This window comes from Pseudomonas sp. FBF18 (assembly GCF_024261405.1).
Taxonomy (GTDB): domain Bacteria; phylum Pseudomonadota; class Gammaproteobacteria; order Pseudomonadales; family Pseudomonadaceae; genus Aquipseudomonas; species Aquipseudomonas palmensis.
Map to the genome: position 1 here is coordinate 60174 of NZ_QKRS01000012.1, position 20254 is coordinate 80427.

Sequence of the window (20254 nt, forward strand, 5' to 3'; positions counted from 1 at the left end):
AATGACCGCCAGCATTTCCTATACTCAAGCTCCGCTCCCCGCGCAGCCCTGGCAAGGTCTCCCATGAACAAGAACAATCGCCACCCCGCCGACGGCAAAAAACCGGTCACCATCTTCGGCCCGGACTTCCCCTTCGCCTTCGACGACTGGATCGAGCACCCGGCCGGCCTGGGCAGCATTCCCGCCGAGCGCCACGGTGAGGAGGTGGCCATCGTCGGTGCCGGCATCGCCGGCCTGGTGGCCGCCTACGAGCTGATGAAGCTGGGCCTCAAGCCGGTGGTGTACGAGGCGTCGAAAATGGGCGGGCGCCTGCGCTCGCAGACCTTCTCCGGCGCCGAAGGCATCGTCGCCGAGCTGGGTGGCATGCGCTTCCCGGTGTCTTCCACGGCCTTCTATCACTACGTCGACAAGCTGGGCCTGGAGACCAGACCCTTCCCCAACCCGCTGACCCCCGCCTCCGGCAGCACGGTGATCGACCTCGAGGGCCAGACCCACTACGCCGAAAAACTCAGCGACCTGCCGGCACTGTTCCAGGAAGTGGCCGATGCCTGGGCCGATGCGCTGGAGGATGGCGCACGCTTCGGCGACATCCAGCAGGCAATCCGCGATCGCGACGTGCCGCGGCTGAAGGCGCTGTGGAACACCCTGGTGCCGCTGTGGGACGACCGCACCTTCTACGACTTCGTCGCCACCTCCAAGGCCTTCGCCAAGCTCAGCTTCCTGCACCGCGAAGTGTTCGGCCAGGTCGGCTTTGGCACCGGCGGCTGGGACTCCGACTTCCCCAACTCGATGCTCGAGATCTTCCGCGTGGTGATGACCAACTGCGACGATCACCAGCACCTGGTGGTGGGCGGTGTCGAGCAGGTGCCCCTGGGCATCTGGCGGCATGTGCCGCAACGCTGCGCCCACTGGCCGCAAGGCACCAGCCTCAGCTCGTTGCACCGTGGCACGCCACATTCAGGGGTGAAAAGCATCGCCCGCGCCGACGATGGGCGCCTGGCCGTTACCGACACCTGGGGCGTCACCCGCCATTACGCCGCGGTGCTCACCACCTGTCAGAGCTGGCTGCTGACCACCCAGATCGAGTGCGAGGAGTCGCTGTTCTCGCAGAAGATGTGGATGGCCCTGGACCGCACCCGCTACATGCAGTCGTCCAAGACCTTCGTGATGGTCGACCGCCCGTTCTGGAAGGACAAGGACCCGCAGACCGGCCGCGACCTGATGAGCATGACCCTCACCGACCGCCTCACCCGCGGCACCTATCTGTTCGACAACGGCGACGACAGGCCGGGGGTGATCTGCCTGTCGTACTCGTGGATGAGCGATGCGCTCAAGATGCTGCCGCACCCGGTGGAAAAACGCGTGAAACTGGCGCTGGACGCCCTGAAGAAGATCTACCCCAAGGTCGATATCGCCGGGCACATCATCGGCGACCCGATCACCGTGTCGTGGGAAGCCGACCCGCATTTCCTGGGGGCGTTCAAGGGCGCCCTGCCCGGCCATTATCGTTACAATCAGCGCATGTACGCGCACTTCATGCAGCAGGACCTGCCTGCCGAGCAGCGCGGCATCTTTATCGCAGGCGACGACGTCTCCTGGACCCCGGCCTGGGTCGAAGGCGCGGTGCAGACTTCGCTCAACGCGGTATGGGGCATCATGAACCACTTCGGTGGCCGCACCCACGCCGACAACCCCGGCCCTGGCGATGTATTCAACGAGATCGGCCCGATCGCCCTGGCCGACTGAAAGGAGAGACCCATGCGCATAGCCCTGTACCAGGGCCAGCCCCACCCGATGGACGTGGCCGGCAACCTCGAGCGCCTGCACCAGCAGGCGCAGCTGGCGGCGGCACGCGGCGCCGAACTGCTGGTGTGCCCCGAGATGTTCCTCAGCGGCTACAACATCGGCAGCGAAGCGGTCGCACGCCTGGCCGAGCCGCAGGACGGCGCATCGGCCATGGCCGTGGTGGAAATTGCCCAGGCCAACCGCATCGCCATCGTCTACGGCTACCCCGAGCTTGGCGAGGACGGCCAGGTGTACAACAGCGTGCAGTTGATCGACGCCCACGGCAGCAGCCTGGCCAACTACCGCAAGACCCACCTGTTCGGCGGGCTGGACCGCGCCATGTTCAGCCCCGGCCCCGACCATTTCCCGGTGGTCACGCTCAATGGCTGGCAGCTGGGCCTGTTGATCTGCTACGACATCGAGTTCCCGGAAAACGCCCGCCGCCTGGCCCTGGCCGGGGCCGAGCTGATCGTGGTGCCGACAGCCAACATGCGGCCCTACGATTTCATCTGCCAGTTCACCGTGCGCGTACGCGCCCAGGAGAACCAGTGCTACCTGGTGTATGCCAACTACTGCGGCGCCGAGGAGCAGATCCACTATTGCGGCCAAAGCAGCATCATCGGCCCGGACGGCAGCCTGCTGGCCATGGCCGGGCATGAGCCCACGCTGCTGGTGGCCGACCTCGAGCTGCAACGGGTGCACGAAGGCCGCGCCAGCACACCGTACCTGCACGACCTGCGTGTGGAACTCCACGGCGGCCCGCGCAAGCACTGATTTATCCGCTAGCATGACGGTTCGCACGTTACCGGAGCCGTCATGTCCTGCGCCCACCTCACCCTGCCCAACGGCCTGCACGTCACCCTGCGCCATGCACCGCGGCTCAAGCGCTGTGCAGCGGCAGTGCGGGTGCGCGCCGGCAGCCACGATGCTCCCAACGCCTGGCCGGGGCTGGCGCACTTTCTCGAACACCTGTTCTTTCTCGGCAACCGGCGCTTTGCCATCGACGACGCCCTGATGCGCTACGTGCAGCGCCAGGGCGGCCAGGTCAATGCCAGCACGCGGGAGCGCACCACCGACTTCTTCTTCGAAGTGCCGGCTGCCGCCTTCGAGGGGGGCATCGAGCGCTTGTGCGAAATGCTCGCCAACCCCCAGGCCGACCGTGCGCAACAGCTGCGCGAGCGCGAAGTGATCCATGCCGAGTTCATTGCCTGGGCGCGCAACCCCGAAGCGCAGCGTCAGCACGCACTGCTGCAGAGCATGTCGGCGCAGCATCCGCTGAGCGGTTTTCACGCTGGCAACCGCTACAGCCTGCCGGTACCCGACGCGGCCTTCCAGAGCGCCCTGCAAGCCTTTCACCAACGCTACTACCAGGCCGGGCAGATGACCCTGAGCCTGGTCGGCCCACAGCCGCTGGCCACCCTTGAAGCCCTGGCCAGGCAGTACGGCGCCGTCTTCGCACCCGGGCAGCCCATCGAACAAGGCCCGGCACCGGCGCTGCAGCTTCGCGCTGCGCGGGTTGAACAGCTGCCCGGGCAACGGGATGTGCTGCTCGGCTATGAACGGCTGCCCGCCGGCGCTGCCCAGGCGATCGCCTTTCTCGACACCTGGCTTTCGGACACCCGCCCGGGCGGGCTGCTGGCCGCTTTGCGCGAACGGCGCTGGCTGGAGGATTTCAGTTTTTCGGCATTGCATCAGTTCGCCGCACAGGCACTGCTGCACGCGCGCTTCAAGCTCAATGACGCGGCACCTGCCGACCAGGTCGAAGACCTGTTCCGGGACTGGCTGAGCTTCTTGCGCGATGCCGACCTGACGGCGCTGAACAGCGAATATGCACGTATCCAGCAGTCACGCGCGCTGGCCGCCGGCGCCCTGGAACTGGCGCGCAGCGACAGCAGCGGCCAGCCATTCAGTGCACTCGACGCCCAGGGCCTGGCGGCACTGCAAGACCTGCTCGAACCCTTCACCGAGCAAGCCCGCCAGCCCTGGCGACTGCCACCTGCCGAGCCCTTGCTGGCCGTCGGGTTCAGCGATGCACCCGCTACGCCGACACCCGCCGGGGTTATCCACAGCCCGGCGCTGCCGGCCGTGCGGCAGTACGGCGTGATCTACCTGCGCTGGCAGGTGCGCTCGGCGTTGCGCGCGCGGCTGTGGCGCGTACTCGAAGGTGCCCTGCGCCCACTGGTCGAGCGCGCCACCCGCGCCTCGGTGGAGCTGCAATGGAGCGAGTGCGAGCACCTCTGGCAACTGCGCTGCGCCGGGTCACCGCCCGCCGTGGTCGCAGTCGTCGAGCAGGCATTGGCGCTGCTGCGCCTGCCTGCCGCCCAGGACTGGAGCGCAGGCTCAGGCACCGAGCCGGCGCTGATACCGATCCGCCTGCTGCTAAAGCAGTTGCCGGGCTATATCGTCGGGCGTGACCCGGGGCCATTGCCGACCTGCCTGATCGCCCAGCCCGAGCTGGACGCGCTCTGGCAGCATGCCCGCTGGCAGGGCATGACCTGCGGCTTCACCGAAGCGGTGCAGCCGGCGCTGAATGCGCTGCTGGCCCAGGTACCGGGACAGCCGGGCATGGCCGAGCCGATCACCGGCGATGCCACAGGGCCCTGGCAGCATGTGCCGCTGCCCGAAGGCGAGCACGCACTGCTGGTGTTCTGCCCCGCCCCGCCCGGCAGCGAGGCGGTGTACCGGCTGCTGGCACATCGACTGCAAGGGCCCTTCTACCAGCGCCTGCGGGTGGAGCTGCAACTGGGCTATGCAGTGTTCAGCGCATTGCGCCAGGTGCAGGGCCATACCGGCCTGCTGCTGGGCGTGCAGTCGCCCAAGGCCGACCCGGCACAGATTCTCGAGCACATGCGCTGCGTGGTCGCAGGCTTCACCCATGACCTGACCGATGATGCCGAGGCGCGTCAGGCCCTGGCGGCGCAGTTCCACGAACCGGACATGGGCAATGCCGATGTCGCCGAATGGGCCTGGCAGGCCCGGCTGGCCGGCAGCGACGCCCCCAGCCTGGACACGCTGCGACAACAGCTGCTGGCCGTCACCGCACAGCAGCTCGAACACGCCGCCCGGCACCTGTTCGACAACGCCCTGTACCTGGCCAGCGCCGCACAGGGCGGATTGTTACCGGCAACGCAACAGCCTTTCTCGCAGGTTTAACCAAACTGTCCATTAATTTTAGTAAGATGGCGCTACCCGGGCCGTTGTAACCCCTTGTTTCAAAGGGGGGCCTAAATATGTAGCCACCCGCCCCCAGACCTATCCGGAAGGAGTACTCCCATGTGGACCAAACCTGCTTACACTGACCTGCGTATTGGCTTTGAAGTGACCATGTATTTCGCAAGTCGCTGAGTCTGCTTGCGGTACAACGCCTCGGTCAGCCGGGGCGTTTTCATTTTTGGACGCAGCAGGAGTGGCCATGTACATCCAGATTCTAGGTTCCGCCGCCGGCGGCGGTTTCCCGCAGTGGAACTGCAACTGCGACAACTGCAAGGGCTTTCGCGACGGCACCTTGCGCGCCAGCGCACGTACCCAGTCCTCGATCGCGCTGTCCGACGACGGGGTGCACTGGGTGCTGTGCAACGCCTCGCCGGACATCCGCGCGCAGCTGCAAGGCTTCGCCCCCATGCAGCCGGCCCGCGCCCTGCGCGACACCGGGATCAACGCGATCATCCTGCTCGACAGCCAGATCGACCACACCACCGGCCTGCTCAGCCTGCGCGAAGGTTGCCCGCACCAGGTGTGGTGCACCGACATGGTCCACCAGGACCTGAGCACCGGCTTCCCTCTGTTCACCATGCTCAGCCACTGGAACGGTGGCCTGCAGTGGAACCGCATCGAGCTCGAAGGCAGCTTCGTGATCGAGGCGTGCCCGAACCTGCGCTTTACCCCGTTCCCGCTGCGCAGCGCCGCGCCGCCCTACTCGCCGCACCGCTTCGACCCGCACCCGGGCGACAACCTGGGGCTGATGGTCGAAGACCTGCGCACCGGCGGCAAGCTGTTCTACGCCCCGGGCCTTGGCCAGTTCGACGACAAGCTGCTGCAACTGATGCACGACGCCGATTGCCTGCTGGTCGACGGCACGCTGTGGGAGGATGATGAGATGCAGCGCCGCGGTGTCGGTACCCGCACGGGCCGCGAGATGGGTCACCTGGCACAGAATGGCCCCGGCGGCATGCTCGAGGTACTCGAAGGCTTCCCCGACCAGCGCAAGGTACTCATCCACATCAACAACACCAACCCGATTCTCGATGAAGACTCCGCCGAGCGCGCCGAACTGGCCCGCCGCAACGTCGAAGTGGCCTTCGACGGCATGAGCATCGAGCTGTAGGAGCCCCCATGAGCGAAGCCGTACCGCTTTCCCCCGCCGCGTTCGAGCAGGCCTTGCGCGCCAAGGGCGCCTACTACCACATCCATCACCCCTACCACGTGGCCATGTATGAAGGCCGCGCCAGCCGCGAGCAGATCCAGGGCTGGGTCGCCAACCGCTTCTACTACCAGGTCAACATCCCGATGAAGGATGCGGCGATCCTGGCCAACTGCCCGGACCGCGAGATCCGCCGTGAGTGGATCCAGCGCCTGCTCGACCACGACGGCGCCCCCGGCGAAGACGGCGGCATCGAAGCCTGGCTGCGCCTGGGCCAGGCCGTGGGCCTGGACCCCGACCAGCTACGCTCGCAGGAGCTGGTGCTGCCCGGCGTGCGCTTCGCGGTCGACGCCTACGTCAACTTCGCCCGCCGTGCCAGCTGGCAGGAAGCGGCCAGCAGCTCGCTGACCGAACTGTTCGCCCCGCAGATCCACCAGTCACGCCTGGACAGCTGGCCACAGCACTATCCCTGGATCGACCCGGCCGGCTACGAGTACTTCCGCACCCGCCTGGGCCAGGCCCGGCGCGATGTGGAGCATGGCCTGAGCATCACCCTGCAGCACTACACCACGGTGCAGGGTCAACAACGCATGCTGGAGATTCTTCAGTTCAAGCTCGATATTCTGTGGAGCATGCTCGACGCCATGAGCATGGCCTATGAACTGAACCGCCCGCCCTACCACAGCGTCACCAGCGAGCGGGTGTGGCACAAGGGGATCACCTTATGAGTTTCGACCGTTCGAAGACGCCGCACTGGCGCCCCGGCTACCGCTTCCAGTACGAACCGGCGCAGAAGGGCCATGTGCTGCTCTACCCCGAAGGCATGATCAAGCTCAACGAAAGCGCCGCGCTGATCGGCGGGCTGATCGACGGCAAGCGCGATGTGGCCGCGATCATTGCCGAGCTGGACGTTCAATTCCCCGGTGTACCCGAACTCGGTGACGACATCGAGCAATTCATGGAGGTCGCCCGTGAGCAACACTGGATCGTCCTTGAGTGAGGTACCGGCCAAGCCCGCAGTCGGCCTGCCGCTGTGGCTGCTGGCCGAGCTGACCTACCGCTGCCCGCTGCAATGCCCGTACTGCTCCAACCCGCTGGACTTCGCCGAGCAGGGCAAGGAGCTGAGCACCGAGCAGTGGTTCAAGGTGATGGCCGAGGCGCGTGAAATGGGCGCCGCGCAGCTGGGCTTTTCCGGCGGCGAGCCACTGGTGCGCCAGGACCTGGCCGAGCTGATCGGCGAGGGGCGCCGCCTGGGCTACTACACCAACCTGATCACCTCCGGCATCGGCCTGACCGAACAGAAGATCGCCGACTTCAAGCGCGCCGGGCTGGACCACATCCAGATCAGCTTCCAGGCCAGCGACGAACAGGTCAACAACCTGCTGGCCGGCTCGAAGAAAGCCTTCGCGCAGAAGCTGGAGATGGCCCGCGCGGTCAAGGCCCACGGCTACCCGATGGTGCTGAACTTCGTCACCCACCGGCACAACATCGACAAGATCGACCGCATCATCGAGCTGTGCATCGCCCTGGAAGCCGACTTCGTCGAGCTCGCCACGTGCCAGTTCTACGGCTGGGCCAAGCTCAACCGCGCCGGCCTGCTGCCCACCCGCGCGCAGCTGGAGCGCGCCGAACGCATCACCAACGAATACCGCGAGAAACTGCAGGCTGCGGGCAACCCATGCAAGCTGATCTTCGTCACCCCCGACTACTATGAAGAGCGGCCCAAGGGCTGCATGAACGGCTGGGGCAGCATCTTCCTCACCGTCACCCCGGACGGCACCGCACTGCCGTGCCATGGCGCACGCCAGTTGCCGGTACAATTCCCCAACGTGCGCGAACACAGCATGCAGCACATATGGTATGACTCGTTCGGCTTCAATCGTTTTCGCGGCTACGACTGGATGCCCGAGCCGTGCCGCTCCTGCGACGAGAAAGAAAAGGACTTCGGCGGCTGCCGCTGCCAGGCCTTCATGCTGACCGGCGACGCCAGCAATGCCGACCCGGTTTGCGCCAAATCGGCGGACCACGGGATCATCCTCGCTGCTCGGGAGGAGGCCGAAACCGCCACCCAGACCATCGACCAGATGACCTTCCGCAATGATCGAAACTCCCGTCTCATCGCCCGCGGCTGAGCGCTTCAGCGCACAACAGGCGGTTGCCGCCGGCACCGACTACGCCGAACTCAAGCGCAGCCCGCTGGGGCTGTTCTGGAACGAGTTTCGCCCCCAGGACGGCGGTTGCCGCATCTGGCAGTGGCGTGACGGCCAGGCCCGCTGCCTGACCCCCGACGGCTTCAGCGTGCGCAGCCGCGTCTACGAGTATGGCGGCGGCGGTTTCTGCCTGAGCGACGACGGGCTGGTGTTCGTCAACGAAGCCGACCAGCAGCTCTACAGCCAGGGGCTCGGCGGCGGGCAGCCGCAGCCGCTGACCCACGGCCCGTGCCGCTACGGTGACCTGCGCTGGGGCGCCGGCCAGGTGCTGGCGGTTGAAGAAGACGCCGATGTGCACCGGCTGGTATCGATCGCCGCCGGCACCCGCACGGTACTGGCCGAAGGCGCCGACTTCTATGCCGCTCCCACCCTCAGCGCCGACGGCCAGCGCCTGGCCTGGATCGAATGGAGCCGCCCGCACCAACCCTGGACTGCCACCCGCCTGCTGTGCGCCGAACGCCGCGATGCACACACCTGGGAAGCGCCGCGCTGCATCGCCGGCAGCGAGGCGCAACCGGAATCGCTGCAGCAGCCGCGCTTCGATGCCGACGGTCGCCTGTACTGCCTGTCGGATCGTGACGGCTACTGGCAACCCTGGGGCGAAACCCCGCAGGGCTGGGCAGCACTGCCGGCCGAGCGTGCCGACCATGCTGGCGCACCGTGGCAACTGGGCGCCAGCACCTGGCTGCCCCTGGACGGCGGCGGGTATCTGGCGAGCTGGTTCGAGGGCGGCTTCAGCCGCCTGGGCGTGCATCATGCCGATGGCACCCTGGAAGACTTCAGTGACGTCTACACCCGCTTTCGCTGCCTGGAGATCGACGACCGGTACCTGTATGCCATCGCCGCCTCTGCCATCAGCACGCCCGCCGTCATCGCCATCGACCGCCACAGCCATGCCGTTCAGGTGCTGGCCGGCGGTGCGATGCCCTTGCCCAGCGAACAGGTCAGCCAGCCGCGCAGCATCACCTACCCCAGCGGCGATGCCCAGGCGCACGCCTTCTTCTACCCGGCCATGAATGGTGTCGAGGCGCCGCCGCTGGTGGTGTTCGTGCATGGCGGACCGACCTCGGCGTGCTTCCCGGTGCTCGACCCGCGCATCCAGTACTGGACCCAGCGCGGCTTTGCAGTGGCCGACCTCAACTACCGTGGCAGCAGCGGCTATGGCCGCGCCTATCGCCAGGCCCTGCACCTGCGCTGGGGCGTAGTGGACGTGCAGGATGCCTGCGCGGTGGTCGACTTCCTGGCAGGGCAAGGGTTGATCGACCCGACCCAGGCGTTCATCCGCGGGGGCAGCGCCGGGGGCTACACCACGCTGTGTGCGCTGGCGTTCCAGAATGTGTTCCGTGGCGGGGCGAGCCTGTACGGGGTCAGCGACCCGCTGGCGCTGACGCGCGCCACGCACAAGTTCGAAGGCGATTACCTGGACTGGCTGATCGGCGACCCGCAGCAGGATGTGCAGCGTTATCAGGCGCGCACGCCACTGCTGCATGCCGCGCAGATCAAGGTGCCGGTGATTTTCTTCCAGGGCGAACTGGATGCGGTGGTGGTACCGGAGCAGACCCGTTCGATGCTGGCGGCGCTGAAGGCCAACGGGGTGCGTGCCGAAGGGCATTTCTACCCGACCGAGCGGCACGGGTTCCGGACGGCGGCGAACCTGGCGCATGCGCTGGAAGAGGAGTGGAAGTTCTACCGGGAGGTACTGGGCCAGTCTTGATGCCCCCATCGCGGGTCAAGCCCGCTCCCACAAAGGTCTCGATGATACTTGTGGGAACGGGCTGGACCCGCGATGGCCGCGACGCGGTCTAGCGCTTGGCGATGATGTACACCGCGTGCACGATCCCCGGAATGTAACCGCACAAGGTGAGCAGGATGTTCAGCCAGAAGGCGCCACCAAAACCCACCTGCAGGAACACGCCCAGCGGCGGCAACAGAATGGCGAAGATAATTCGGATCAGGTCCATCGGGCAGCTCCTTGTCTAAAGTCCTAACTACAGACTGCAAGCACCCCCCACTGGTTCAAATAGCCATCCCCCCATAAAAAAACGCCCCAGGCCAAAAGGATCAGGCCCGGGGCGATGCGCAGGAACGCGAGACGGTTCGTTGAATTTGGTACGGCGCTACCGGGTCAGGCACGCCGCTGGTTGAGTTGCGCCGTGTGCACACGGGCAAAGGCACGCGCCAGGCGCAGCAGCATTTCGTCGATGTTGCCGCGGCTGACGGTCAGCGCCGGCGAAAAGCGCAGCACATTGGCCTGCGCCGCATTGAGCAGCAGCCCTTCCTGCAGCGCCGCCTTGACCAGGGCCGCGGCCGAGTCGTCGCTCAGCTCCAGGCCCCACAGCAAGCCCTGGCCGCGCACCTCGCCCTGGCCATAACGCCCCGCCAGGTGGCTCAGGCCATCACGCAGGTGCCGCCCCGACGCCTGCACCTGCTCCATGAAGCCCGGCTCCAGCACGGCATCGAGAATCGCCAGGCCCGCCGCACTCATCAGTGCATTGCCATGGTGACTGCCTTCCAGCTCGCCGGCCTCGGCGCAGCAGGCCGTACCCCGCGCCAGCAGGGCGGCCAGCGGCACACCGCCGCCCAGGCCCTTGCCCAGGGTGATGATGTCGGCGCGCACGCCGTAGGTCTGCTCGGCCAGCAGCGCGCCGCACCGGCCCACGCCGGTCTGCACCTCATCCAGGATCAGCAGGATGCCCAGTTCGCGGCACAGGCGCTCGACACCCTTGAGGTACTGCTGGGTGGCCGGGATCACCCCGGCCTCGCCCTGGATCGGCTCGAGCATGATCGCCACGGTACGCGAGTCCACTGCTGCATGCAGCGCGGCCAGATCGTTGAACGGCACCTTGCTGAAACCCGGCAGGCCGGGCTCGCAGCGGTTGCACGCCGACGGGTCGGAGGCCGACAGCGCCCCCAGGCTGCGCCCGTGGCAGCTCTGGCGCGCAGTGATGATGTGGTAGGCGCCATTGCGATGCAGCTGGCCCCACTTGCGCGCCAGCTTGATCGCGCCTTCGCAGGCTTCGGCACCACTGTTGAGCAGGTAGGCCTGATCGCTGCCGGTGCTCTGGCACAGGCGGTTGACCAGGCTCAACAGACCACGGTTATGAAAGCCGGCGCCGGGGTTGATCAGTGCCTGGGCCTGGCTGCTCAGTGCCTGCACCAGCGCCTTGGGGCTGTGCCCGAGGCTGTTCACCGCGCAACCCTGGGTGAAATCCAGATAGGCGCGGCCTTCGTTGTCCCACAGCCATGAACCCTGGCCGCGCACGAACACCTGTGGCGCACGCTCGGTGGCCGGCATCAGGCATTCCCGCGACAGCTGCTCGGCCTGGGCCAGTGCCACCGGCGCCGGTGCCTGCTCGGCAGCGCGCGCCGCCTGGCGACGCAGATTGAACAGGTTCATGCGCGCAGCCCTTCCAGCGGCAGGCCAAGCAGGCGCGCGGTCCAGTCCTCGACCTGGCCGCTGCGCAGGCGCTTGATCGCGATGTCGCGCCAGCGTGACGAGAGGGCCGGACAATCCACCAGCTTTTTCAAACCCGCATGCTCCAGAGGTTCACGGTAAAAAGTATGCAGTGCCCAGGCCACGGTCAGGCCCGGATAGCTGCGCTGTATCAGTTCGAACGGCTCGTCGGCGCTGACGAAGCCAGGCTTGAGCACCCGGTAGAACCAGCCGCAGCGCAGCGCGTCCTGCGCCTGTTGCGGCAGGTTCGGCAAGCCCCAGCGATGGCTCAGGCGGTAGCACGGCGAGCGCGGCTGACTGACCTGCAGCAGCGCCCCGCCCCAGCGGAACATGTCGCCCAGGCAGACGTGCTCTTCGGTAAGGCCGCGGGTCGAGAGGTTTTCGCCAAAACCCGGCGCGCACCAGTCGATCTGTGGATAACGTCGCCGCCACCAGGCGTAGTGCTCGGCCGGATAGTGGTGCAAGGCCCGCTCGGGGCCGGTATGGAAGCGCGGGTCGCCGTGTTCGTCGCTGCCCAGCCCCTGTGGCCATAACCACAGCCTTCTTGCAACCTGTTCCTTATCGATATCGGTGAGTAACCCATAACCGACATTTTTTGCCTTGCCTATGTAAACGCCATCCACATACACGGTATTCATCGCGCCTTCTGGCCCTGTAAACCTTGTGAATACGGGATAGACTAGGCTTCTCGCGGGCCTTCGGCCATTTCGTTTTTCGAGCTTTTTTGATAAGTATTGCTTATGGATTTTCGCCAACTGCGTTATTTCGTCGCGGTGTACGAAGAAGGCCATGTGGGCCGGGCCGCCGAACGCCTTTCACTGTCGCAGCCAGCGCTGTCGCAGCAGATCCGCCAGCTCGAACACAGCCTCGATGTGAGCCTGTTCGAACGGGGCAACAAGCGCCTGTTGCCAACCCTGGCCGCACACACCCTGTACAACCACGCCCTACCCCTGCTCGACGGCCTGCAACGCGCCCGCGAGGCGTTGCGCAACTTCTGCGGGCAGGCCTTGCGGACCCTGGCCATCGGCGTGCTGCAGACGGTACGGCCGAGCCTGGTGCCGCAACTGCTCGACCGCCTGCGCAAGGCGCAACCACACCTGGTGGTGCAGATCTACGAACTGTCGGGGCTGGAGATCGAACGGCGCCTGCTCAACGGCACCCTGGATATCGGCATCAGCTACCTGCCGCCGCGCCAGCCGGGCCTTCACGGCCTGCTGCTGTACGAAGACGAGCTGCAACTGGTGATCCCGCACACGCACCCGCTGCGCGAATTCAAGAAGGTCTCGCTCAAGCAGGCCGCCGAACTGCCCATGCTGATGCTGGGCGAAGAGTTCCAGGTACGCCAGATCTGGCAGGCGCAACTGGCCAACCTCGGGCGCCGCCCGCAGGTGCAGGCCGAGATGAACAACATGGGCGGGATTCTCGACAGCCTGGCGCATACTTCGCTGGCAACCGTGTTGCCGGGGCGTGCGCGCGACGCCACGGACGATCCAGAGCTGCTCTGGAAGCCGCTGAGCGAGCCGCGGGTGCCACTGAAGGTAGGCCTGGTGTTTCGCGATGCGCAGCGCCAGCAGGCGTCGGTTGAGCTGCTGCGCAATCTGCTGGAGGAAGAGATCGACCCTCGCCAGATCGGCGGTTCACCTCTGGATGTGCTCGGCTAGAAAAAACCCGGGCAAAAGAAAACCCCGCCGAAGCGGGGTTTTGCAGACTGTTTCCCTGACATCCTTTTCGTCCCGCCGTCCTGGCAGGAAATCCTTCCGTGTCCCTGTTATGTACTGTGCGCATCCTGCGCGACGTCCATGAGGTGAAGATTAGCTGTGGATCCAATCTTACGGAAGAGGCCAAACGTCACCACGTCATGTAAGCAAAAGCTTACATGACGCCGTCAGATCAAAACTGTTCCGCGTCGAGCAGGTACAACGACTCGCTGCCCGCCTTCACCGAAGCGCTGAGCGAGTGAATACGCGGCAGCAGGCGGGCGAAGTAGAAGCGCGCGGTGCCCAGTTTGCTGGCGTAGAAGTCGTCCTCACCCTGTTTGGCCAGGGCCGTGCGGGCCATCAGTGCCCACATGTAGGCATAGGCGGTGTAGCCGAAGGCGTGCAGGTACTCCACCGACGCCGCGCCGATTTCGTTGGGGTTCGCCTTGGCGCGGTCGAGCACCCAGGCGGTCAGGTCGTCGAGGCTGTCCAGCGCCGTCTCCAGCGGTTTGACGAACTCGCCCAGCGCCGTGTCGGCGGTGGCGATGAAATGGCGGATCTCGTCGGCGAACAGCTTGTAGAACGCCCCGCCGCTGCCCACCACCTTGCGGCCCATCAGGTCCAGGGCCTGGATGCCGTTGGTGCCTTCGTAGATCTGGGTGATGCGCACGTCGCGCACCAGTTGCTCCTGGCCCCACTCGCGAATGTAGCCATGGCCGCCGAACACCTGCTGGCCATGCACGGTCACTTCCAGGCCCAGATCGGTGAGAAACGCCTTGGACACCGGCGTCAGCAGCGCCACCAGGTCTTCGGCGCGCTTGCGGGCCTCGCGGTCTTCACTGAACTTGGCGGTATCGAGCTGCATCGCAACATAGGTGGAGAAAGCCCGGCCGCCTTCGTTCAGTGCCTTCATGGTCAGCAGCATGCGCCGCACGTCGGGGTGCACGATGATCGGGTCGGCAGTCTTGTCCTTGGCCTGGGGCCCGGTAGGTGCACGGCTCTGCAGGCGGTCGCGGGCGTATTCGATGGCGTTCTGGTAGGAACGCTCGGCCGATGCCAGGCCCTGGATGCCGACCCCCAGGCGCTCGTAGTTCATCATGGTGAACATCGCTGCCAGGCCCTTGTTCGGCTCGCCGACCAGGTAGCCCACGGCGCTGTCGAAGTTCATCACGCAGGTGGCCGAGGCCTGGATGCCCATCTTGTGCTCGATGGAGCCACAGGTGGCCGGGTTGCGCTCGCCCAGGCTGCCATCGGGGTTGACCAGGAACTTGGGCACCAGGAACAGCGAGATGCCCTTGGGCCCGGCCGGGGCGTCAGGCAGCTTGGCCAGCACCAGATGGATGATGTTCTCGGTCAGGTCGTGTTCGCCGCCGGTGATGAAGATCTTGGTGCCGGTGACCTTGTAGCTGCCGTCGGCCTGCGGCTCGGCGCGGGTACGGATGATGCCAAGGTCGGTGCCGGCGTGGGGCTCGGTCAGGCACATGGAGCCGGCCCAGACCCCGGCGTACATGTTGGGCAGGTACCGCGTCTTGAGCTCCTCGCTGGCGTGAGCGTTGATCGACAGGCAGGCACCGGCGGTCAGCATCGGGTACAGGCCGAAGGCCAGGCTCGAGGAGTTGACCATTTCTTCGACCTGGGCAGAGATCACCTTGGGCATGCCCATGCCGCCATAGGCAGGGTCGCCGCCCACGCCCACCCAGCCACCATCGGCGTAGGTGCGGTAGGCATCGATGAAGCCGGCCGGGGTGCGCACGGCGCCGTTGTCCCAATGGCAGCCCTCTTCGTCGGCGCTGCGGCTCAGCGGAGCGATTCGCTGGCTGGTGACCTTGCCGGCTTCCTCGAGCACCGCCAGTGCGGTTTCTTCGTCGACCGCCTCGGCCAGCCCGGGCAGTTGTGCCCACAGCCGGGATACTTCGAAGACTTCGTTGAGGACGAAGCGCATATCGCGCAGGGGCGCTTTATAGTCAGCCATGGCAACCTCTCACACCTTGAGTCGGGACGGCCCCGCAGGGCCGCTACACAGTTGCGAGCCAGTGTAACCTAACAACTTTTGTGACACATAGGGTCATCTGGCGACCATGTAGTCACTTCTGGTCACGCCGTGCGCACCGCTCCACGCTTGCTCTGGTGGCCGTAGGTCATGGTGCAGTTACGCCCCGCTCCCTTGGCACTGTACAGCGCCTGGTCGGCCGACTTGAGCACCTCATCGGGGCTGCGGTGCTCGGGCAGGCGCTCGGCGGCACCGATGCTGATGGTCACCGACACGCTGCTGGCCCCGGCCGCCCCACGGCGTTGTCGCCCCTGCTGGTCGTCCTGGGGGCGGCTGTCCTGGTTGCGCAGCTGGATATTGTAGTTGGCGATCACCTCGCGCACCGCCTCCAGGTGCGGCAGGCATTCCTCGATGGTCTTGGCCGCGAACACCAGGGCGAACTCCTCGCCGCCATAGCGGTAGGCGCGGCCCCCGCCGGTGACCTTGGACAGTTTGCTGGCCACCAGGCGCAGCACCTGGTCGCCCACGTCGTGCCCGTGGGTATCGTTGAATTTCTTGAAGTGATCGACGTCGGTCATCGCCAGCACATAGTTGCGCCCCAGACGCTGCATGCGCTCGTTGAGCGCGCGGCGCCCCGGCAGGCCGGTGAGCTCGTCGCGAAACGCCATCTGGTAGGCCTCGTGGGAGACCGCGGCGGCGATCATCAGCATCACCTGGCTGCACATGATGTTCAGGGTGAAGGGCAGGATGAAGGTCTGCGGCAGCATCCAGAAGATCCCCATCAGACCGATCACCTGCGCCGCATGCAGCGGGCGCGGTTCGCGCAGGTACTGCACCACCAGCAGGATGAAGGCGAGCAGAAACACCGGGTAGGCCAGCTGGATCAGGCTCATCCACTGACCGTGCAGCGCCGGCCAGCGGATTTCCGCGAGCCAGTTGAGCAGCGCCTGCGGGTAGCTCTGCTCCAGCCCCAGCGCCGTGCTGCCGACCGCCAGCAGCACGGCAAAGCGCGCCACCATGTCCTGGAACAGGTGCGTGCGCTCCTGCCAGGCGCCGTACAGCGCAAACAGGATGGGCAGCAACAGGCACACCAGGTGGAACACCACGGCGGCGTCCTGGCGTACCACGCCATTGTCGCGGTAGTAGTCGGTCTGGGTGTCGAGCAGGAAGTAGGCGATATACACCGTGACCATCAGGAACAGTTCACGCTGACGGCGGTAGACCGTGCAGTAGGCCCCGCCCAGCAGCAGCACCAGGGTTGGCAGCACGTTGAACAGCGAGGTGAAGAAGACGTTGAGGTCTCTGACATAAGCAGCGGCGAGCCCAGACACCAGCAGGAACAGTGACGGCAGAAAATGGCTCAGTCGTACAGCGGATAAACGAAACAAGGGAATCTCCGACCCGGCAGATCAAGTAATGGCATTGTGCCTTTAATGTGTCGGCAGCGCACATGAATAGATGAATATGCCGGCAGCACTTGTAACGGCAGGGTGGGAGCAGGGCTTAGCACGTATTCGTATCAGGTTCTGACTGGCGCATAAAAAAACCCGCCGGTAAGGGCGGGCTTTCTTGCTTCAGGCGATGACTCAGTACGAGAGGCCGAAGTGCTCTTCGTTCATGTCCATCAGGTTGCTCGCGCCCGACAGCATGGTTTCCACATGCGTGCGGGTCCGCGGCAGGATGCGCTGGAAGTAGAAGCGCGCGGTCTGCAGCTTGGCGGTGTAGAACGCCTCTTCGCTGGTGCCGGCAGCCAGTTTCTCGGCGGCCAGGCGCGCCATGTCGGCCCAGAAGTAGGCCAGGCAGGCGTAACCGGAGTACATCAGGTAGTCCACCGAGGCGGCACCGACTTCTTCGCGGTCCTTCATCGCGGCCATGCCGACCTTCATGGTCAGTTCGCCCCACTCCTTGTTCAACTTGGCCAATGGCGCGACAAACTCGCTGATGGCCTCGTTGCCTTCGTTGTTCTGGACGAACTTGTGCACGATCTTGGTGAAGCCCTTGAGCGCCTCGCCCTGGGTCATCAGCACCTTGCGGCCCAGCAGGTCCAGCGCCTGGATGCCGGTGGTGCCTTCGTACAGCATCGAGATGCGGCTGTCGCGAACGTTCTGCTCCATGCCCCACTCGGCGATGAAGCCGTGGCCGCCGTAGATCTGCACGCCGTGGTTGGCCGACTCGAAGCCGACTTCGGTCATGAACGCCTTGGCGATCGGGGTCATGAAGGCCAGCAGTGCGTCGGCCTTCTTCTTCTCTTCTTCGTCCTGGCTGTACTTGACGATGTCGACCTGCTTGGCGGTGAAGTACACCATCGCGCGGTTGCCTTCGGCAAAGGCTTTCATGGTCAGCAGCATGCGACGCACGTCCGGGTGGACGATGATCGGGTCAGCCGCCTTGTCCGGCGCCTTGGGGCCGGTCAGCGAACGCATCTGCAGGCGGTCGCGGGCATACTTCAGGCCACCCTGGAACGCCACTTCGGCGTGGGCCAGGCCTTGCAGCGCGGTACCCAGGCGAGCGGTGTTCATGAAGGTGAACATGCAGTTCAGACCCTTGTTGGCCGGGCCGATCAGGTAGCCGGTGGCGGCGTCGAAGTTCATCACGCAGGTGGCGTTGCCGTGGATGCCCATCTTGTGTTCGATGGAGCCACAGGAAACGGCGTTGCGCTCGCCCACACCGCCTTCGGCGGTCGGCAGGAACTTGGGCACGATGAACAGCGAGATGCCTTTGGTGCCGGCCGGTGCATCGGGCAGGCGCGCCAGCACGATGTGCACAATGTTGTCGGCCATGTCGTGTTCACCGGCCGAGATGAAGATCTTGGTGCCGGTGACCTTGTAGGAACCGTCGGCCTGAGGTTCGGCCTTGGTGCGCAGCATGCCCAGGTCGGTACCGCAGTGCGGTTCGGTCAGGCACATGGTGCCGGTCCATTCGCCGGATACCAGCTTGGTCAGGTAGGTGTTCTGCTGCTCGGCGGTGCCGTGCTCGGAGATGGTGTTCATCGCGCCGTGCGACAGGCCCGGGTACATGCCCCACGACCAGTTCGACTCGCCGACCATTTCGCTGACCGCCAGGCCCAGCGACTCGGGCAGACCCTGGCCGCCGTGATCGACGTCATGGGCCAGGCTCGGCCAGCCGCCTTCGACGAACTGCTTGTAGGCTTCCTTGAAGCCGGTGGGGGTCTTAACGCCCGACTCGCTCCAGGTGCAGCCTTCCAGGTCGCCCACACGGTTCAGCGGGGCCAGTACCTGTTCACAAAACTTGGCGCCTTCCTCGAGGATCGCATCGACCATGTCGGGGGTGGCGTCCTGGCAAGCCGGCAGGCTCTGATAGTGCGCTTCGTAGCCCAGCAGTTCATCGCGAACGAAACGAATATCACGCAAGGGGGCTTTGTAATCAGGCATAGCGATGAACCTCTGCTGATGGATCCTTGAATAGGGAGACCGCGACATACACCGACCAGCTCTAGGCGGCTTTCGGTCAAACAGTTGTTTGAAACATACGTTTACGCCGAAACCTTGTCAAGCACCCCCATGAGGGCATTTCTGCCATGGCAGGCTACGCTCCGGCCCCGCTCGCCAGAACGCAGGCACGACAAGGCGCCCGGCCTTGGGCCAGGGCGTCGAGTCAGGATGTAGGGGTAAAACCGGGAAGATGCGAGCGCCGGCTGGCTCAGGCGTAGGTATCGATCAGCGTGCCGAGCATTTCGTCGGAGGCCTTGGCCACTTTGACACCCAGCTCGACCTGATGCTTGCCCAGGGCAAGTTCGACGGTGCTGGTGGCCAGGTCCATCTGCTGGCTGCGGTCGACCGAGCGCAGGCGTTCGGCCTGGTAGTCGCTGGACTGGCTGGTGGCAGCACGTTCGACAGTGGTGTTGGCGATCTGGCTGGCGGCCTGATCGACGCGGTTCTGGCCGCTCTGAATGGCGCCCAGGCCGGCATAGAATGCGGAACTGCCCGAGATTTCCATTTCAAACTCCCCAGGTGACGGAAGGCACAGATGATATCAACGGCCCCTATTGAAGCAGACAACCCGGCAAAAGGCCCGTCAAAAACACTAATGGCACAGTGCCCTTCAATAGACTCAGCCTAGTCGAGCAAATCCAGCTGCAGGTATGCGGCCACCGCCTCGGCACTGGCCACCTTGAGTTTTGGCACCCGGCCCAGGCAGGGGGCCGGCAGGCGTTCGGCAAGCGAAGCCAGGTTCTCCTCCAGGCGCGAGGTGCGCGGCTCGATGATGTTCGCCACCCAGCCGGCCAGTTGCAGGCCATCGCGGGCAATCGCCTCGGCACTGAGCAGCGCATGGTTGATGCAACCCAGGCGCACGCCTACCACCAGGATCACCGGCAGCTTGAGCGCAATCGCCAGGTCCGACAGATTGGCCTGATCGGACAACGGCACCCGCCAGCCACCCGCCCCTTCGATCAGGGTGAAATCGGCGTTGTGCGCCAGCACCGTGCGCATCGGCGCCAGCAACGCCTGCACGCTCAGCGCAACACCCGCCTCGCGGGCCGCCAGGTGCGGGGCGATGGCGGGCTCGAAGGCAAACGGGTTGAGCTGCGCATAGGGCAGCGTGAGGCTGCTTTGCGCGATCAGGGCCAGTGCATCGGCGTTGCGCAGGCCCTTGGGGGTCACCTCGCAGCCCGACGCTACAGGCTTGGCCCCAAGGGTACTCAGGCCGGCAAGACGTGCCGCATGCAGCAGGCCGGCGGCAATGGTGGTCTTGCCCACATCGGTATCGGTGCCGGCGATGAAATAGGCAGCATGCATC

The 20254-nt window shown here is 65.5% G+C and carries 18 protein-coding genes; 10 read left to right on the forward strand and 8 right to left on the reverse strand.

Annotated features, from left to right (window positions below; translation table 11 throughout):
* Positions 1 to 63 precede the first annotated feature (63 nt).
* From DN387_RS18420 to DN387_RS18460, 9 genes are all read left to right on the forward strand, one after another.
* A complete protein-coding gene (locus DN387_RS18420; protein WP_043863697.1) occupies positions 64 to 1746 on the forward strand; it encodes an NAD(P)/FAD-dependent oxidoreductase in 1683 nt (560 codons plus the stop codon).
* A 12-nt stretch (positions 1747 to 1758) separates the two neighbouring features.
* A complete protein-coding gene (locus DN387_RS18425) occupies positions 1759 to 2559 on the forward strand; it encodes a carbon-nitrogen hydrolase family protein (protein ID WP_054915968.1) in 801 nt (266 codons plus the stop codon).
* A gap of 42 nt (positions 2560 to 2601) precedes the next feature.
* Positions 2602 to 4938, forward strand: coding sequence for a pyrroloquinoline quinone biosynthesis protein PqqF (pqqF, locus tag DN387_RS18430; protein ID WP_054915969.1), 2337 nt, complete (start codon positions 2602 to 2604; stop codon positions 4936 to 4938).
* Between the two features lie 120 nt (positions 4939 to 5058).
* On the forward strand, positions 5059 to 5130 hold the full coding sequence (gene pqqA / locus DN387_RS18435) for a pyrroloquinoline quinone precursor peptide PqqA (protein ID WP_008365141.1): 72 nt from the start codon (positions 5059 to 5061) through the stop codon (positions 5128 to 5130).
* Between the two features lie 67 nt (positions 5131 to 5197).
* The gene (gene pqqB / locus DN387_RS18440) at positions 5198 to 6109 is read left to right on the forward strand and encodes a pyrroloquinoline quinone biosynthesis protein PqqB (RefSeq protein WP_054915970.1); all 912 of its coding nucleotides are present in this window, start codon (positions 5198 to 5200) and stop codon (positions 6107 to 6109) included.
* Positions 6110 to 6117: 8 nt separating this feature from the next.
* Positions 6118 to 6873 carry a pyrroloquinoline-quinone synthase PqqC gene (pqqC, locus tag DN387_RS18445; RefSeq protein WP_054915971.1) on the forward strand — a complete coding sequence of 252 codons (756 nt, stop codon included), beginning with the start codon at positions 6118 to 6120 and terminating at the stop codon, positions 6871 to 6873.
* The gene (gene pqqD, locus DN387_RS18450; RefSeq protein ID WP_043863692.1) at positions 6870 to 7145 is read left to right on the forward strand and encodes a pyrroloquinoline quinone biosynthesis peptide chaperone PqqD; all 276 of its coding nucleotides are present in this window, start codon (positions 6870 to 6872) and stop codon (positions 7143 to 7145) included. The genes pqqC and pqqD overlap by 4 nt, the downstream gene beginning before the upstream one ends.
* Positions 7117 to 8277, forward strand: coding sequence for a pyrroloquinoline quinone biosynthesis protein PqqE (pqqE, locus tag DN387_RS18455; RefSeq protein WP_043863691.1), 1161 nt, complete (start codon positions 7117 to 7119; stop codon positions 8275 to 8277). Before pqqD ends, pqqE begins: the two co-directional genes overlap by 29 nt.
* Positions 8243 to 10069, forward strand: a complete 1827-nt coding sequence (locus DN387_RS18460) for a S9 family peptidase (protein WP_054915972.1) — start codon at positions 8243 to 8245, stop codon at positions 10067 to 10069. Before pqqE ends, DN387_RS18460 begins: the two co-directional genes overlap by 35 nt.
* Before the next feature lie 88 nt (positions 10070 to 10157).
* On the opposite strand, the gene DN387_RS18465 is transcribed toward DN387_RS18460, so the two are convergent.
* The 3 genes from DN387_RS18465 to DN387_RS18475 form a co-directional block, all read right to left on the reverse strand.
* Positions 10158 to 10316 carry a YqaE/Pmp3 family membrane protein gene (locus DN387_RS18465; RefSeq protein WP_011063854.1) on the reverse strand — a complete coding sequence of 53 codons (159 nt, stop codon included), beginning with the start codon at positions 10314 to 10316 and terminating at the stop codon, positions 10158 to 10160.
* A 164-nt stretch (positions 10317 to 10480) separates the two neighbouring features.
* On the reverse strand, positions 10481 to 11752 hold the full coding sequence (locus tag DN387_RS18470) for an aspartate aminotransferase family protein (protein WP_043863689.1): 1272 nt from the start codon (positions 11750 to 11752) through the stop codon (positions 10481 to 10483).
* Positions 11749 to 12447 carry an MOSC domain-containing protein gene (locus DN387_RS18475; protein ID WP_043863688.1) on the reverse strand — a complete coding sequence of 233 codons (699 nt, stop codon included), beginning with the start codon at positions 12445 to 12447 and terminating at the stop codon, positions 11749 to 11751. The genes DN387_RS18470 and DN387_RS18475 overlap by 4 nt, the downstream gene beginning before the upstream one ends.
* Before the next feature lie 102 nt (positions 12448 to 12549).
* On the opposite strand from DN387_RS18475, the gene DN387_RS18480 reads away from it, so the two are divergent.
* Positions 12550 to 13470, forward strand: coding sequence for a LysR family transcriptional regulator (locus DN387_RS18480; protein WP_054915974.1), 921 nt, complete (start codon positions 12550 to 12552; stop codon positions 13468 to 13470).
* Positions 13471 to 13699: 229 nt separating this feature from the next.
* On the opposite strand, the gene DN387_RS18485 is transcribed toward DN387_RS18480, so the two are convergent.
* From DN387_RS18485 to bioD, 5 genes are all read right to left on the reverse strand, one after another.
* The gene (locus DN387_RS18485; protein ID WP_054915975.1) at positions 13700 to 15478 is read right to left on the reverse strand and encodes an acyl-CoA dehydrogenase C-terminal domain-containing protein; all 1779 of its coding nucleotides are present in this window, start codon (positions 15476 to 15478) and stop codon (positions 13700 to 13702) included.
* Positions 15479 to 15600: 122 nt separating this feature from the next.
* Positions 15601 to 16884 (reverse strand): GGDEF domain-containing protein, encoded by a 1284-nt coding sequence (locus DN387_RS18490; RefSeq protein ID WP_043863685.1) that lies wholly within the window; start codon positions 16882 to 16884, stop codon positions 15601 to 15603.
* 198 nt (positions 16885 to 17082) lie between these two features.
* Positions 17083 to 18888, reverse strand: a complete 1806-nt coding sequence (locus DN387_RS18495) for a phenylacyl-CoA dehydrogenase (RefSeq protein ID WP_043863684.1) — start codon at positions 18886 to 18888, stop codon at positions 17083 to 17085.
* A gap of 268 nt (positions 18889 to 19156) precedes the next feature.
* The gene (locus tag DN387_RS18500; RefSeq protein ID WP_043863683.1) at positions 19157 to 19453 is read right to left on the reverse strand and encodes a hypothetical protein; all 297 of its coding nucleotides are present in this window, start codon (positions 19451 to 19453) and stop codon (positions 19157 to 19159) included.
* 119 nt (positions 19454 to 19572) lie between these two features.
* A complete protein-coding gene (bioD, locus tag DN387_RS18505; protein ID WP_043863682.1) occupies positions 19573 to 20253 on the reverse strand; it encodes a dethiobiotin synthase in 681 nt (226 codons plus the stop codon).
* Position 20254: the final 1 nt, after the last annotated feature.

What these genes read in the sequence shown, in the direction of transcription:
- DN387_RS18420 (WP_043863697.1), top strand. Translation starts at nt 64, where the DNA reads ATGAACAAGAACAATCGCCACCCCGCCGACGGCAAAAAACCGGTCACC.
- DN387_RS18480 (WP_054915974.1), top strand. Translation starts at nt 12,550, where the DNA reads ATGGATTTTCGCCAACTGCGTTATTTCGTCGCGGTGTACGAAGAAGGC.
- DN387_RS18460 (WP_054915972.1), top strand. Translation starts at nt 8,243, where the DNA reads ATGATCGAAACTCCCGTCTCATCGCCCGCGGCTGAGCGCTTCAGCGCA.
- bioD (WP_043863682.1), bottom strand. Translation starts at nt 20,253, where the DNA reads ATGCATGCTGCCTATTTCATCGCCGGCACCGATACCGATGTGGGCAAG.
- DN387_RS18465 (WP_011063854.1), bottom strand. Translation starts at nt 10,316, where the DNA reads ATGGACCTGATCCGAATTATCTTCGCCATTCTGTTGCCGCCGCTGGGC.
- pqqF (WP_054915969.1), top strand. Translation starts at nt 2,602, where the DNA reads ATGTCCTGCGCCCACCTCACCCTGCCCAACGGCCTGCACGTCACCCTG.
- DN387_RS18475 (WP_043863688.1), bottom strand. Translation starts at nt 12,447, where the DNA reads ATGAATACCGTGTATGTGGATGGCGTTTACATAGGCAAGGCAAAAAAT.
- DN387_RS18500 (WP_043863683.1), bottom strand. Translation starts at nt 19,453, where the DNA reads ATGGAAATCTCGGGCAGTTCCGCATTCTATGCCGGCCTGGGCGCCATT.
- DN387_RS18495 (WP_043863684.1), bottom strand. Translation starts at nt 18,888, where the DNA reads ATGCCTGATTACAAAGCCCCCTTGCGTGATATTCGTTTCGTTCGCGAT.
- DN387_RS18425 (WP_054915968.1), top strand. Translation starts at nt 1,759, where the DNA reads ATGCGCATAGCCCTGTACCAGGGCCAGCCCCACCCGATGGACGTGGCC.
- pqqB (WP_054915970.1), top strand. Translation starts at nt 5,198, where the DNA reads ATGTACATCCAGATTCTAGGTTCCGCCGCCGGCGGCGGTTTCCCGCAG.
- pqqC (WP_054915971.1), top strand. Translation starts at nt 6,118, where the DNA reads ATGAGCGAAGCCGTACCGCTTTCCCCCGCCGCGTTCGAGCAGGCCTTG.
- DN387_RS18485 (WP_054915975.1), bottom strand. Translation starts at nt 15,478, where the DNA reads ATGGCTGACTATAAAGCGCCCCTGCGCGATATGCGCTTCGTCCTCAAC.
- DN387_RS18470 (WP_043863689.1), bottom strand. Translation starts at nt 11,752, where the DNA reads ATGAACCTGTTCAATCTGCGTCGCCAGGCGGCGCGCGCTGCCGAGCAG.
- pqqD (WP_043863692.1), top strand. Translation starts at nt 6,870, where the DNA reads ATGAGTTTCGACCGTTCGAAGACGCCGCACTGGCGCCCCGGCTACCGC.